Here is a 14,066-nt window from a genome sequence, read left to right on the forward strand (position 1 = left end):
CGCTTGATCTGCATCAAGCCTGTTAGATATCGCCATTGATTGATAATCGGTCTCAATTAAGATCCCGGTCACTTCGATAACCAAGAGACCTGCCAATGACCCTGAACGATCTTCCCAAGGCTCGATCGGCGACCCTGATCGGATTCAGCCCCGAGGTGTCGGATATCTCCCGCTTTCTGTCCATGGGTCTGGTTCCCGGTGCCGCTATTCAGGTGCTGCGTGTGGCGCCGTTGGGGTGCCCGCTGCAGGTCAAGGCCGGTTCGACCTTGCTCAGCATTCGCCTAACCGAAGCGGAAAACATTCGAGTGGAGGAGACGCGATGAGCGGGACAGCAACTCCGCTGACCGTGGCCCTGATCGGCAACCCCAATTGCGGCAAGACAACGCTGTTCAACACCCTGACCGGCGCCCGTCAGAAGGTCGGGAACTGGCCGGGCGTCACGGTTGAACGCAAAGTGGGTTATTTCGAACAACCCTCCGGTCAGTCGGTCGAATTGGTCGACTTGCCCGGTCTGTACTCACTGGAACAGGCTCAGTACGGCCTCGATGAATCCATTGCCCTGAACTTTCTGACCCAGAGCCCGGTGGATGTGGTCATCAATATCCTGGATGCCACTTCACTGGACCGGCAATTGCTGTTGACCCACCAGTTACGGGACCTGGGTATTCCGGTTCTGGTGGTGGTGAACATGCTGGATGTGGCACGGCGGCATCGGGTCGATGTCGATCTGGACCGTCTGTCGGATCAACTGGGTTTACCGGTGATCGGCCTGGTCGCGACCGAGCAAGATAGCGCCGAGGCGGTCAAGAGCCGTTTGATGGATGCCGTATCACGTCCAGCGCCCGCCCCGGAACCGTCACAGCCGCTGGAACACCGACTGGCGTCCCGGCTGGATGATATCCGGCGCTGGGTCGGGGGCGCTGTGCGTCAGGACGAGACTCACCGAACCCTGACCGACCGGGTTGATCGGGTGGTCCTGAATCCCGTACTCGGGCTGCCGATCTTTCTGATGATGATGTACCTGCTGTTTACGTTCGCAATCAACGTCGGCGCCGTGTTCATCGACTTCTTCGACATTCTGCTCGGCGCCTGGCTGGTCGATGGAACCCGAACCCTGTTGTCGACATTGCCGGTGCCGGAAGCCGTGATCGTCTTGCTGTCCGACGGTCTGGGCGGTGGCATCCAACTGGTGGGGACCTTCATCCCGGTCATCGCCTTTTTGTATCTGGGGTTGTCTGTTCTGGAAGGGTCCGGCTATATGGCACGCGCCGCCTTTGTGGTCGATCGGCTGATGCGGGCAATCGGATTGCCGGGTCGGGCGTTTGTGCCGTTGATCGTCGGCTTCGGCTGTAATGTCCCCTCGGTGATGGCGGCGCGGTCGCTGAACCGCGAATCGGACCGGATGGTGACCGTTGCGATGGTGCTGTTTATGTCCTGTGGAGCCCGTTTGACAGTGTTTGCCCTGTTTGCGGCCGCCTTCTTCCCGGATCAGGGGCAGAATGTGGTCTTTACGCTCTACCTGTTCGGGATCGCCATGGCCGTGTTCACCGGCTGGCTGTTCCGCAAAGCGTTTCCGCGGGAAACGCTCAGTTCCTCGATCATGGAATTCCCGGCCTACCATCGCCCGATCCTGCAAAACCTGTTGATTGCGACCTGGCATCGGTTGCGGGCCTTTTGTCTGCGGGCCGGCAAGACCATCGTCACGGTCGTGGTGGTGCTGTCGTTCCTCAATTCCTGGGGTACCGACGGCAGTTTCGGCAACGAGAACCGCCGGAATTCCATGCTCAGTGCCTTGAGTCGCCAGGCTACGCCGTTGTTGGCGCCGCTGGGCGTTCAGGAAGACAACTGGCCGGCCACGGTCGGCATCATCACCGGAATATTCGCCAAAGAGGCCGTGGTCGGCACGCTCGACGCCCTCTACGCCGATGTCGCCGGCGCGACCGAGTCGGACGGCGAACCGCTGTCGCTGTGGACGGAAACCGAAGCCGCCTTCGCCAGTGTCCGGGACAACAGCCTGGCCCTGGCGGACAGCCTGACCGACCCCCTGGGCATAGGCGTGGCGGACTACGGCTCGCTGGATGCGGCCGCCGAGGAGCAGGGTGTGCGTACGGCTACCCTGGAGACGATGCACGCCCTGTTCGTCACCCCGTTCGCCGCCTTCTGCTACCTGGTGTTGATCCTGCTTTATACTCCGTGCGTGGCCACCATGGGTGCCCTGATGCGCGAATCCGGCCGGCGCTGGGGGGCGGTGGTGATCGCCTGGAGTTCCATTCTGGCGTACTCCGTATCGGTGATGCTGTACCAGGTGGGCACGCTGATGGCCCATCCGCTTTCGTCTATCCTTTGGGTGGCGGCCATGCTGCTGGTGCTTGTGTTGGCGTTCCGGATCTTGCGGTGGTTTGGGCGCCCGGCCATCGGAGCGGCTGAGCGTATTCCGCTGGTGCAACTGTGAATGAGATGATGGAAAAGACGGAGGCGTCCCATGACCCCGACCTCCAACCTGAAACGACCCCGCCATCCGATGCCGGACGACATCCGGCTGGTGCTTGAATCCAGGGCGTTGATGGACGACTACCGGGCTCGTCCCGACTATCAGCAAAACGACTACATCGGCTGGATCACCCGCGCCAAACGGCCCGAGACGCGTGAGAAGCGGCTGCGACAGATGTTGGACGAGCTCGAACGCGGCGGTGTTTATATGAAGATGGCGCATCCCGCGTCGCGCAAGACGGAATGACCGGCTTGGGATATCATGGGCGTTTTCCGCCACGCATGGCTGTAAGGACGCATGCCTCGATGAATTCCCCGACTCCTGTTCTGCTCGCGCTGGGCCTGCTGGCCGGCTGTGTATCCACACCCGAGGTTTACCGGGACGCTCCCGTCTCGGAAGTCGCGGCGATGGCCGAATCCGAGGATCCTGACGACCGTCGCATCGACGATATCAACAGTTGGTCGAACCCCGATAACGACCACGAAGACAGTGGTTTTTTCGGGTCATTCGTCTTCGAGGGTGGCGACGAAGACTATCAGTCGGAAACCACCTCGTCCGAAACCTTTGGTTACCACGATGATCTCGGCGAATCCACAGCCGAGGTTTCCATCCGCACGCACAATCGTGTCGGACCGGATTGGTCCGGTTCCGACTGGGACCAGGGCTACCTCTGGGCCGGCCGACGGGCGCCGGACACGACCCGCTGGTCCAAGTACACCACCGGCTGGGGCTGGGAACTCGGCGTGGCGGGGCTGGGCCTGTCGAACTCGGTCAATGCCAGCGCTTATGTCCTGCCGGTCTCGTTCGAGGGTGAGAACGCCCAGAGCCTGGACGATCCCTGGCTGATCGCCTGGGAACTGAGTCTCAATATGCGCTATCCGGTGACGGAGCATGTCAGCCTCTCAACCGGGGCGGGCCTCGGTTCCGGTCTGATGTTGTGGGATTACGCCAATCCTCTGATCGATGGAGATGAAGAAATAGCATCGGACAGCATCGGTTTTTTCAGCCTGGTTATGCCGCTGTCGTTGCAATCCCATTACGGTCCGGTGATGACGGAGCTGGTCGCGACGCCGACCGTGCGCCTGGCCGGAGACCGAACCCAGGCCGGTTTCAACAACGACATCACCCGGGTGCATACCGGCATTCCGATCACCCTGCGGCTGGGTGTCGTGTTCTGACGGAATCGTGACACCGGGGCCCGCCCCGGATACAAAAGACTACGCTTTGCGTCTTTACACCACTTGTCAATGAAAACAATTCGCATTATAGTTGGTGTTACGTTCTGACTATGACCGTGATAGCCGCTATGTACGTTTGTGTGTGTAAAGGGGTCACCGACCGCGAAATCGAAGCCAAAGCCATCGACGGGGCCGATTACGCCGATATCCGTCGCGAACTGGGTGTTGCGACCGATTGCGGCAGTTGCGGTCAGTCCTGCAAGAAACTGCTTAAAGACTACGAAATGGCGGCCACGGCCGAGTTTTCCGCCGCCTGACGACAACTTTTCGACACCGTCGCCCGACGGTGTCGCTCTCGCTTTCCCTCTCGAAGCCCATCCAAAATTTTCTGTCGCCCGCCGCATCTTCGCCTACACTGACAGGAGCCGTCATTCACGATTGATTCTTCTCCTTCGGGCGAAGAACCCGGAGCCGTCGTGAACGCGTGCGCCCAGTCTATTCAACCGGGAGAAAAGGATGCCGACTGCACTGAATTTTGACGATCTCGATAACCTCATCGAAGGTGCCGCCTTTCTCGGCAGTGGCGGCGGCGGTCCGGTGTCCCTGGCCCGCACACTCCTGGCAACCATGAAACAACAAGGCCTCGTGCCCGAGCTCGTGGATTGGACCGAGGTGGCCCCGGATGCCTGGGTGGCCTCCGTCGCCGGTATCGGTTCCCCGAATGCCGCAGCCGCCGTCGAAGCGCCGTTTACCGTGGCACCCCGACGCATGGTCCAGTCTTTGGAACAAGCCCTCGGACGCTCTCTGGATCTGTTAATTCCGGGCGAAACCGGGCCGATGAACAGTTTGATCCCGATGATCGCCGCCGCCCAGTTGGGCAAGCCGGTACTCGACGGCGATGGCGCCGGCCGGGCCATGGCCACCCTGGCGATGAGCACGTTCAATGAAGCCGCGCCGGTCCAGCCCTATTTGCTGGGGAATGAGACCGACACCGCGGACAACCAGGTGACCGCGAACCTGACCGTGCATACACCGGAACAGGCGGATGCGCTGACCCGGGGCATCGTCAGCGAAGCCAGTTTCGGTTCCAGCGGGGCCTTCGCCACCTGGCCCTGTCAGGCGGGCCGGCTGGGCGAAGTGGCCGTGCAAGGGTCGGTGCGTCAGGCCATTGAGGTGGGCGCCTTGCTCAAACAGGCACGGGCGGCCGGTACGGACCCGCTCAACGCCCTGCAAGCTTTATTCGGCGACCGCATGCACTGTCTGTACTCCGGCTTCATCGACCAGGTCGACAGCCACACCGCCCAGGGGTTCGACATTACCCAGATTCGCATGAAGGCCGATGGCGAAGCCGGTCTCACGATCTATGCCCTGAACGAGAACATGATGGCCTGGCGAGACGACCTGCCGCATCCGTTGGGCATCGGCCCGGACAGTTTGTGTTATGTGTCCGAAGACGGCCACGCCTTTACCAACGCCAATCTCGACGACTACCTGGGGCACAAGGACAAGCGCGTTCACCTGATCGGGCTCGAGGCACTGCCAGCCTTACGTAAACCCGTTATCGTATCGGCGTATCGGACCGCCTTGAGGCCCATGGGCTATCCCGGTCCCTATCGACCCCTTTCGCATTGGAACGACGACTGACATGGACGTGATTGAACACCTGTTCTTCAAGGGAATGTGGCAGAACACCAAGGACACTATGTTCCTGATCGAGGTGGACGGGGATGACTTCCTGATCCACAGCATCAACCCGGTTCTGGAAAAAGCGGTCGGCGTGCCCAGCGAAGACCTCCAGGGCAAGAAACTGACCGATCTGTTGCCGGACCCGACCGAGCAACTGGGTCACTACCGTGAATGCCTGAGCGAAGACCGGCCGATCTACTACGAAGAAGCCGGCACCGTTCCGGATGGTACCACCCATTATTTCCATACCATGCTGGTGCCGATTCAGCATGAAGGTAAGCGATACATACTCGGTTCGTCGCGCAACATCGATGACCTGAAAGAAGCCGAAGCCGTGCTGGCCCACGCCAAAGAGGAGGCCGAGTCGGCCAACCGGGCCAAGAACCTCTTCCTGGCCAACATGAGCCACGAACTGCGCACGCCGTTGAACGGCATCGTCGGCACGATTTCCCTGCTGCGGGCTCGCCATCGGGAGGCGGAACTGCTCGAACATCTGGATCTGATCGAACGCTCGGCAGCGGCCATGGAGCGCCTGACCGCGGATATCCTCGATCTGTCGAAGATCGAGAACAACCGGCTCGACATCGATCTCGCGCCTTGCGACCCGCGTGAACCGGTGCGCGATTCCTTTATCCTGCTTCAGCCCCAGGCCGAGGAGAAAGGCCTCGACTATGTCTGCGACGTGGACGACACACTGCCTGGCCAAGTGATCGCCGACGCCGCCCGCATTCGCCAGATTCTGTCCAACCTGTTGGCCAACGCCATCAAGTTCACCGATCAAGGCCAGGTTAAACTGCAGGTGACCTTCGAACCCAGGACGGCCGGGAGCGGCATACTGGCGTTCACCGTCAGCGACGAGGGCATCGGCATACCGGCCGACAAACTGGGCAATATCGGCGTTCCGTTTTATCAGATCAGCCCGGAACGCAATCGCGGTCACGAAGGGTCCGGCATCGGACTGTCGGTGTGTAAGTCGCTGGCGGAGCTGATGGACGGGCGCTTCCACATCGACAGCCAGCAGGGCGAGGGCACCCGCGTCAGCGTTCACGTGCCGGTGCGCACCGTCAGCAGTGTGAGCGACAGCGGCGAAGCCCCGGCACCGGACCTGCCGACCGGGTTGCGTATTCTGGTCGCCGAGGACAACCCCGCTAACCAGATCATCATCCGGCGCATGGTGCAGTTCCTGGAAGCCGAGGTCGAAATGGTCAAGACGGGACTCGAGGCGATCGAACGCCTGCACGCGAGACCGTTCGATCTGGTGTTGATGGACATCAATATGCCGGAGATGGACGGCATAACCGCGACCCGGCAATTGCGGGACGAGGGCAATCGCGTGCCGATCATCGCGCTGACGGCCGCCGTGATCGAAGAAGAGCGCAAGGAGTGTCTGCAGGCCGGCATGGACGGGTTCATCGCCAAGCCGGTGCGGGTCGAGACACTGAAAGCCTCGATCCGGTCAGTGCTCGATCACAGAACCACGTAAAACAGCACCGCGAAGAAGTGCAGTACGCTGCCCGTCAGCACGAACAGATGCCAGATCGCGTGGTTGAAAGGGATGCGTTTCCAGGCGTAAAACACCACTCCGAGGCTGTAGGACAAGCCCCCGGCAACCAACAGGCCCAGGCCCGTGGAAGGCAGCGCCTCTCTCAAAGGGGCGAATGCCGCGACGATCGACCAGCCCATCACCAGATACAACCCGACCATGACCGAGTGAAAACGCCGCAACTGCGTCAGGTGAACGATGGTTCCGAGCACGGTCAGCCCCCAGACCACGCCGAACAGGCTCCAGCCCCAGGGCCCGTTCAGGGTCACCAGGGTGAAGGGCGTGTAGGTCCCGGCGATCAGGAACAGAATCGAGATGTGGTCGAACAACCGAAGCGCTGCCCGCGCCTTGGGGTGTTGAATGGCGTGATACAGCGTGGAGGCGCTGTACAGCATAAACAGGGTGGTGCCGAAGATGGCGGTGCTGACGATTTTCCAGGGGTCGCCCTGGACGCTCGCGAAGGCGACCAGGACGGCCAGACCGGCGACCGACAGCAAGGCGCCGATGCCGTGAGTCAGGCTGTTCGCCCATTCCTCGACCAGTGAGTAGGTCGGCATTGATGTTGACATGGTAACGGGGCTCAATTCTCGAATAATCCTCCCTTAGCTTGAGCTATTTCTGTGTAACTTCAATGAATCATTGGTCATTTTGGAATTGGGTGCATGAATAGCCGGTTCGGAAGCATCGATCTTTCCCTGGGGATGGCGCCATCGCACCGCTACTAAAGGAAGGGTGCGATGGTAGAAGCCCGATCAGTGCAACTGGGCCTCATCGGTCGGCGCCAGGCGATAGCGGCCGAGTTCGATGTCGCCGCCGATATCGGTGCTTTTTCCGTTGCCGATGAATTCCAGGCCGAGGTGCTGCACCGAGGTCAGGTCGAAGTCGGCCGGTGCACTGTCGAGATCGGCTTCCCGGATGTCGTCGACAGTCAGGGTGTTCCAGCCGGCGGTCAGTTCGCCGCTGCCGATCCAGCCGAAACTGGCGTAGGTCCAGTCGCTGTCCTGCATGAACAGTTTCAGGCCGAGTTGGCCGTCGTCGATGTAGGCGGCGGGTAGGTACAACTCGACCGTCAGTGTCAGCCCGGTCAGGTCGACTCCTTCGCTCAGCGAGTGGCTCAGTGCCAGTTTGTCGTCGGTGGCGTTGCCCCAGGTCGGCGACAGGACCAGACTCTCGTTACCGGCGTTGTGGCCTTTGGTCGCAGTGACGCTGCCGCCCCAGGTCTGGATTGACCAGGCCTCGGTTGTGTCCGTGGTGAAATCCTGGTCGAGACTGAAAGGCCCGGTATCGGTCCCTGGCGGTTCGGCGTCGCTGTAGTCGCCGTTGCCGTCGCGGTGGACGGCTTCGACGTTGTCGATGTATAGCCTGCTGTCGGTGTCGGTATCGCCGACCGCGTTGACGTAGACGGAAAAGCTGTTGATCTCGGACGGATTGAAAGTGCCGGCCGGATTATCCCAGGGCGCTTGCAGTAAGTCGCCAAATGGAATGCTGACGCGTTGTGGGCCGGTCAGTTCCGGAATCGGTGTGGCATCGCCGCGGCTGTTCACGTCTTCGAGGGTCAGGTTGGAGGTGTTGTACCCGAGGATGTAGTAGGCCTCCCAGGTCCGACCGGAGGCATTGATCTGTACCACCAGGCGTTGTCCTGTGGCATCCGGGTTGATCCAGAATTCCAGCGTATTGAACGCACGCCAGTCGAGTTGCGCCAGGGACCGGTTCAGGCCGGTGTAGCCCTGGGAGCCGATTCGGTAATGGTAGGCGAGTCCGTAGTCGCCGGATTCCAGTAGATCCGGGGCCTGCGTCAGTGACGGGGTCACACCGTCACCGGCGCTGGTGTAACGCTGCTGCAGGAATTCATCGAGCCCGTAATAGCCTTCGAAGTTATCCACCCGGCCGGGTATGGTCGCATTCGGTTCGTTGTCGACGATGATGCGTGCGGTTCGGGATTCGGAGGTTCCGCGGTAATGAACAGTCAGCTCGCTGGTGAAGACCTCGTCTTCAGGCCAGAGACTGATATCGATGGTGCCGGTGTAATAGAGCCCATCGGTGGGCGCGGTTAAATCGATGCGGTCGTCACCCAGCGTGAAGGTGGCTGAATCGACATCGTCGAGGGTGATGCGGGCCCGGATGGTCAGGGTGTCGCGGGCCTTGGCCAGATCCACGGGGTTCATAAGATACACCACGGGCGTATTGGGTTCGGCCTCGCCCGGATCGGAATAGACGTTGTCCAGATCGCCGTTGAATTGGGTGAAATCATCCGCGTGGAAGGCCTGGAAATCGGCCAGGGTACCGTTGTCGATATCCCGCTGGGTATCGGTGGGCACCCAGTAGTGCGGTTTGCCGCCATCGACGCCGTCGGGTGCGTTTCGCCACACCAGCAGATACGCCACCTTGCGCGCGTCCGGGTCGTTCTTCAACGCGTTCAACAGGGTTTGGTACCAATCACTGTCGGTTTTGCCGGCTTCGACGTCACCGGCGCCGATGCCGATCTCGGCGATGGCCGGAATCTTGCCGCGTTCCTCGGCCAGTCGGGAGACCAGGGCGGCATTCGTCACGACAGTATCGAACCAGGCAGCGTTGTTCTCGGCCGGTCCGTAAGCATCGAAGGCGATCACATCCACCCAGGCGTCGCCGGGGTAGCGCTCCAGATAGGTCTCTTCGTCCCCGCCGGGAATGGCGTCGGGCGAGTAGGCGTAGAGCAGGTTGTGAACTCCCTTGATGTCGCGCAGGTATTCGACGGTGAACCGGTACAGGTTCTTGTATTGCGAGGGTGTGGATTGAGCGGCGCCCCACCAGAACCAACTGCCGGTGTTTTCGTGCAGCACCCGGAAAATGACCGGAATAGGCCGGCCGTCATCGTCGGTCAGGGTGTTGGCCCAGTCGGCCATCTGATCCAGGAAATCCCGATAGACGTCGTGCTTTGAGCCGCCCGGCAATGCGGCGGCCACACCGGGCGTGGTGTCCCAGGAGGTGCCGGCCGGCCAGGGTTCGATATCGCGTTTATCGACGGTGACCGGATTGTCGAAATGGGTGCTGACGGTGAGGATGCCGCCGCGCTCGTACGCCAGCCTGGCCTGGGCGGTGATGTCCCCTTCCGATTTGGGATCGACGATAGACAGGGTGTCCCAGCCGTAGACGGCGGCGAAATCCCCAACGGAATTGAAGGTATCCGATTGGGTGCCGACGGTGCGGTCGATGGTCAGCCCCTGCGTCGTCTCATGCTGGTGACCGAAGAGCACGGAATCCGCAGTGTCATCGCGCAGGTAACGGAACAGGGCACGAGTCTCAAGGCTTGCCTGGTCATCGACCAGTATCAGGGTGGTGTCGGGGTCGGTGGGTTCGGCACCGGAGCCATCGCCGTCGTCATCGCGGGGTTCGGAGGTGGCCTGGCAACCGCACAGCAGGGCGGCGGCGGTCCATATCAGCGGGTGTTTCATGGGGGGTTATCCTCTTGTTGTTTTAATCGTAACGTTACGATTTTTGGGTGTGTCAGCGTGTCCCTGTGAATCGCAGGATTATCCGATGCGTTCGAGAACTTCCAGACAGAGACGGCTGTTGTGATAAGGGCACTTCCAGGGGCCCATGCGCTCGTGGCTCCGGTCCGGTCGATTGTCCGGCGACACGGCCCAGTACCAGTCGCCCAAGGGGTCGCGCTGATGGCGTTGGATATAGGCCCAGACCGACTCGGCCCGATCGAGCCAGGCGGATTCGCCACTCAGTTCAAAAGCATTGACGAAGCCGACGATGGCTTCCGCCTGCACCCACCAGGTGCGGGTCTTGTCCGGGCTCCCATCCGCCCGACGTTCGTTCCACAGTGGACCGGAGGATTCGAGGCCGGTCAGCACGGAGTCGCACATCGCCATCACCACGGGTTTGACGCGGGATTGCACGGATGGGGATAACAGGCGGGCGGCTTCCCACAGCAGCCAACTGCCCTCGATGTCGTGCCCGAAGGAGCGACTCGACGAATGGACCGTCCAGTCGCTCTGGGCAAACAGATGGAAGCGGTGTTCGCCCGCGTCGTAGAGCGGACCGGTGAGCTGATCGAGGAGGTGTTCCATGCTGCGGACCAGATCGGGGTGCGGGGCGATTCGGTAGAGTTCGGTCCAGGCTTCCAGCAAATGCAGGTGGGTGTTCATGCTTTTGGCGGTCAGGATGCCGTCTTCGGTATCGCACAACCGGTCGTTGGCAGTTGATCGCCATCCGGCATCGAAGGCTTCCAGGTAGCCGCCGTTGGTGGCGTCCCAGGCGTGACGCTCCACGGCCCGCCACAAGTGGACCGCCTGATCGCGCGCCGAATCATCCCCACTGGCCCGGGCCCAGGCCGCCAGGGCATAGATCACGAAGCCCTGGTTGTACATGTGGTTCAGGTCATCGGTGATCCGGCCGCTGCGATCGGTGGCCCAGACGACCCGGTCATCCTGGATGGCCCGGTCCACCAGCCAGCGATGGGCGTGTTCCGCTGCCTGGCGGTACCGGTCCACCCCGGTCACCCGGTAGGCGCGTGCGAAGCTGTAGAGAATGCGGGCGTGCAGCAGGGTGCTTTTATCAGCCTCTCGCGCAATCTCGCCATCCTGGTCCTGGTGGCAAAAGAAACCGCCGGCGTCGGTATCGATCATCGCGAGCCAGGGTTCGAGAATGTTCCGGTGTAACTCGTCCGTCAGCTCGACCGACAGGTTCTTGAGGCGCTGCTTGTCGCATGTATGAAACGCTACAGTCACGAAAGAGACTCCTTATACAGCGATCGGGTCAGTCGAACCCAGAGCGCCAGGGGAAATGAAAGAAGGCCATAGAACGCGGCCAGGGGATGTAAGAGCCACATAACCGGCGCCAGGCACAGGCAGGGTAGAACCAACAACAGGGAACCGGGCCGCTCGGGAATGCTGAGCAACGCCCTGACGGCGCTGGGTTCACTGAAACGCCGGCTCAGCCAGACCGGCAATACGGCTATCCAGATCAGCAGAGCAAAAGTGGTGGCCGCCTGTACAGCGCCCCAGTTGTAGCGAATGGTGAGCTGACGATCGGCCAGCAACAGGGTCGCAATCGCGAGCCAGATCAAGCCGATGCGCTGTGCCGGCCAATACCAGCGTCGCGCGGTGCGGATCAACCAGGGGCGCAGTGGTTCGACACGTCCGGTCTGAACGTCCCGCAGGCGCAGAATCAATAACGCCAGGGCCGGAACGAGACTGAATACGCCCAGCCCAGCAACGACCGCGAGCCAGAACAGCAACTGGTAGCCGGTTAACCGGACCAGCCAGACAAGGGCCTCGTACAGGGGGTGTTGCGCCCAGTGCATGACTTTACCCCTTGACCGAGCCGTGGGTGATGCCGCTGAAGATCTGCCGTTGCATGACGAAAAACAGGATCAGCGAGGGAATAATGATCATCACGATGCCGGCTGAAATTTCGGCGTAGTTGGTGCCGAACAGATTGGTGAATCCATACAGCACCGTCGACACTGTGCGCTGGCTTTCGTCCGTCAGGTACAGAAACGGCAAATAGAAATCGTTGTAGACCATGATCGAATTCAGAATGATCACGGTTGCGGTCGCCGGCCACAGCAGCGGGAAAATCAGTTTGCGATAAATGGTGAAATAGCCGGCGCCTTCCATGATGGCGGCTTCGTCCAGTTCGATTGGAATGTTGCGCACGAACTGCAGATAGATATAGATCGTGACCACATCCACACCCGAATACAGCAGGATGACCGAGAGCTTGTTGTTGATCAGACCCAGCCCGCGAATGATCTCGAAGGTCGCCACCTGGGTTGTAACGTATGGCACGACCATGGCGATGATGTAGGCGAACAGAATCAGGGAGCGGCCGCGAAACTCGAATCGCGACACCACATAGGCCACCATGGTGCCCATGATAGCGACGATCACCAGTGTCGCCGCCAGGATCAGACCGGTGTTGAGAAACGCCAGCCCCAGATTACCCTGTTGAAACACCGTCACGTAGTTATCGAAATGAAGCCAGTTATCCGGTGCGGTCATGGCTCCAGAAGCCTGGTATTCCTCCAGTGTTTTGAACGAGCTGACGACGACGGCATAGGGCGGTACCAAGACCGCCGCCGCACCCACCAACAAAGTGGCGTATTTGAACAGGAACCAGAACAGGCTGATTGGCGTCTGTTGTTGCCGCCATTTGTCCAGCCGTTGCGACAGGGTTCGATTTGACCGGCTCATAATGCTTTCTCCTGACTGACCGTGCGTTGCACCAGCAGAAAAGCAAACACCATGATCAACAGCAGAACCGCCATGGCCGAGGCAATGCCGTAACTCTGGAATTGGAAAGCCTGTTCGACCGTGGCCATGACAAACGTCTTGGTGCCGTTGGCGCCACCGGTGATCAGCAACGGTATCTCGAATACCTCCAGGGATCCGACCAACGCCAGCAAGGCCTGCAACATGATCATCAGCTTGATGGCCGGCAGTGTGATGAAGCGAAACTTTTGCCACTCATTGGCGCCGTCGATGGTGGCCGCTTCGTAGAGGTCGCTGGGAATCGACTGCAGGGCGCCGTAGAACACCACCAGATTGAAGCCGAGATAGCGCCAGACCGAGGCGCCTACCAGCGACCAGGGAACGACGTCCTTGTCCATCAGCCAGGGTTGGCTCAAGGCGTCCAGACCGATCAGACTGAGAAACGAATCGAGACCGCCATCGACCTGAAAAAATACGCGAAATACGAAGGCGGACGCCACCTGATTCAACACGAAAGGCAAGAACAGCAAAACCTTGAACAGATCACCGCCCGGCAATTTCTGATTCAGGATGATCGCGAACCAGAGAGCCAGACCCAATTGAATCAGCGAGCCAAAGAAGTAGTAAAAACTGTTCAGCAACGGTGCCAGCAATTCGGGATCCCAGTAGAGAATTTCCACATAGTTGGCGAAACCGACAAAGTCCATGACGGGTGAGAATCCGTCCCAGTCCATAAAGCTGAGGTAGACCAGGCGGGCCGCCGGGTAAAAGGAGAAGACGGTCAGCAACCCGACAGGGAGAACCAGAAAACAGACGATGATGATACGACGTTGAGCCAGATCGCTCAGCGTGCGCCGTTCGGCGTTCACAGGCGCAGGGGCACTGTGGTTGAGGGCGGTCATGATGGCAACCTCGAATGATAGCGGACAGTGGCCAGAGAAGGACGATGGTCGTCGAACGGCGACCCC

At 60.4% G+C, this 14,066-nt stretch carries 13 protein-coding genes; 7 read left to right on the forward strand and 6 right to left on the reverse strand.

Annotation, left to right across the window (positions count from 1 at the left end):
- Nucleotides 1–95: 95 nt before the first annotated feature.
- The 7 genes from IE111_RS07640 to IE111_RS07670 all read left to right on the forward strand — a co-directional run bounded on the left by IE111_RS07640 (nt 96) and on the right by IE111_RS07670 (nt 6,838).
- Nucleotides 96–323, forward strand: a complete 228-nt coding sequence (locus IE111_RS07640) for a FeoA family protein (protein WP_189607956.1) — start codon at nt 96–98, stop codon at nt 321–323.
- Nucleotides 320–2,452, forward strand: a complete 2,133-nt coding sequence (gene feoB, locus IE111_RS07645; protein ID WP_189607957.1) for a ferrous iron transport protein B — start codon at nt 320–322, stop codon at nt 2,450–2,452. Before IE111_RS07640 ends, feoB begins: the two co-directional genes overlap by 4 nt.
- Nucleotides 2,453–2,482: 30 nt before the next feature.
- A complete protein-coding gene (locus IE111_RS07650) occupies nt 2,483–2,737 on the forward strand; it encodes a YdeI/OmpD-associated family protein (protein ID WP_189607958.1) in 255 nt (84 codons plus the stop codon).
- 59 nt (nt 2,738–2,796) lie between these two features.
- On the forward strand, nt 2,797–3,669 hold the full coding sequence (locus IE111_RS07655) for a hypothetical protein (protein WP_189607959.1): 873 nt from the start codon (nt 2,797–2,799) through the stop codon (nt 3,667–3,669).
- 128 nt (nt 3,670–3,797) lie between these two features.
- A complete protein-coding gene (locus IE111_RS07660) occupies nt 3,798–3,986 on the forward strand; it encodes a (2Fe-2S)-binding protein (protein ID WP_189607960.1) in 189 nt (62 codons plus the stop codon).
- Between the two features lie 199 nt (nt 3,987–4,185).
- Nucleotides 4,186–5,313, forward strand: a complete 1,128-nt coding sequence (locus tag IE111_RS07665) for an S-methyl thiohydantoin desulfurase family protein (RefSeq protein ID WP_189607961.1) — start codon at nt 4,186–4,188, stop codon at nt 5,311–5,313.
- A 1-nt stretch (nt 5,314) separates the two neighbouring features.
- Nucleotides 5,315–6,838, forward strand: coding sequence for a response regulator (locus tag IE111_RS07670; protein WP_189607962.1), 1,524 nt, complete (start codon nt 5,315–5,317; stop codon nt 6,836–6,838).
- Here the strand turns inward: IE111_RS07670 and trhA are convergent.
- The 6 genes from trhA to IE111_RS07700 form a co-directional block, all read right to left on the reverse strand.
- Nucleotides 6,823–7,467, reverse strand: a complete 645-nt coding sequence (trhA, locus tag IE111_RS07675; RefSeq protein WP_189607963.1) for a PAQR family membrane homeostasis protein TrhA — start codon at nt 7,465–7,467, stop codon at nt 6,823–6,825. The two genes, IE111_RS07670 and trhA, sit on opposite strands and share 16 nt — an antisense overlap.
- 183 nt (nt 7,468–7,650) lie before the next feature.
- A complete protein-coding gene (locus tag IE111_RS07680) occupies nt 7,651–10,329 on the reverse strand; it encodes a glycosyl hydrolase (RefSeq protein WP_189607964.1) in 2,679 nt (892 codons plus the stop codon).
- Nucleotides 10,330–10,407: 78 nt separating this feature from the next.
- A complete protein-coding gene (locus IE111_RS07685; protein WP_189607965.1) occupies nt 10,408–11,613 on the reverse strand; it encodes an AGE family epimerase/isomerase in 1,206 nt (401 codons plus the stop codon).
- Entirely contained in the window at nt 11,610–12,188 is a 579-nt protein-coding gene (locus IE111_RS07690; protein ID WP_189607966.1) for a DUF624 domain-containing protein, read from the reverse strand. The genes IE111_RS07685 and IE111_RS07690 overlap by 4 nt, the downstream gene beginning before the upstream one ends.
- A gap of 4 nt (nt 12,189–12,192) precedes the next feature.
- Nucleotides 12,193–13,080 carry a carbohydrate ABC transporter permease gene (locus IE111_RS07695; protein ID WP_189607967.1) on the reverse strand — a complete coding sequence of 296 codons (888 nt, stop codon included), beginning with the start codon at nt 13,078–13,080 and terminating at the stop codon, nt 12,193–12,195.
- On the reverse strand, nt 13,077–14,000 hold the full coding sequence (locus IE111_RS07700; protein WP_189607968.1) for a carbohydrate ABC transporter permease: 924 nt from the start codon (nt 13,998–14,000) through the stop codon (nt 13,077–13,079). Before IE111_RS07700 ends, IE111_RS07695 begins: the two co-directional genes overlap by 4 nt.
- Between the last annotated feature and the right edge of the window lie 66 nt (nt 14,001–14,066).

Origin of the sequence: Saccharospirillum salsuginis, from assembly GCF_014651855.1 — a bacterium.
GTDB classification, from domain to species: domain Bacteria; phylum Pseudomonadota; class Gammaproteobacteria; order Pseudomonadales; family Natronospirillaceae; genus Saccharospirillum; species Saccharospirillum salsuginis.

What these genes read in the sequence shown, in the direction of transcription:
- IE111_RS07640 (WP_189607956.1), top strand. Translation starts at nt 96, where the DNA reads ATGACCCTGAACGATCTTCCCAAGGCTCGATCGGCGACCCTGATCGGA.
- feoB (WP_189607957.1), top strand. Translation starts at nt 320, where the DNA reads ATGAGCGGGACAGCAACTCCGCTGACCGTGGCCCTGATCGGCAACCCC.
- IE111_RS07650 (WP_189607958.1), top strand. Translation starts at nt 2,483, where the DNA reads ATGACCCCGACCTCCAACCTGAAACGACCCCGCCATCCGATGCCGGAC.
- IE111_RS07655 (WP_189607959.1), top strand. Translation starts at nt 2,797, where the DNA reads ATGAATTCCCCGACTCCTGTTCTGCTCGCGCTGGGCCTGCTGGCCGGC.
- IE111_RS07660 (WP_189607960.1), top strand. Translation starts at nt 3,798, where the DNA reads ATGTACGTTTGTGTGTGTAAAGGGGTCACCGACCGCGAAATCGAAGCC.
- IE111_RS07665 (WP_189607961.1), top strand. Translation starts at nt 4,186, where the DNA reads ATGCCGACTGCACTGAATTTTGACGATCTCGATAACCTCATCGAAGGT.
- IE111_RS07670 (WP_189607962.1), top strand. Translation starts at nt 5,315, where the DNA reads ATGGACGTGATTGAACACCTGTTCTTCAAGGGAATGTGGCAGAACACC.
- trhA (WP_189607963.1), bottom strand. Translation starts at nt 7,467, where the DNA reads ATGTCAACATCAATGCCGACCTACTCACTGGTCGAGGAATGGGCGAAC.
- IE111_RS07680 (WP_189607964.1), bottom strand. Translation starts at nt 10,329, where the DNA reads ATGAAACACCCGCTGATATGGACCGCCGCCGCCCTGCTGTGCGGTTGC.
- IE111_RS07690 (WP_189607966.1), bottom strand. Translation starts at nt 12,188, where the DNA reads ATGCACTGGGCGCAACACCCCCTGTACGAGGCCCTTGTCTGGCTGGTC.
- IE111_RS07695 (WP_189607967.1), bottom strand. Translation starts at nt 13,080, where the DNA reads ATGAGCCGGTCAAATCGAACCCTGTCGCAACGGCTGGACAAATGGCGG.
- IE111_RS07700 (WP_189607968.1), bottom strand. Translation starts at nt 14,000, where the DNA reads ATGACCGCCCTCAACCACAGTGCCCCTGCGCCTGTGAACGCCGAACGG.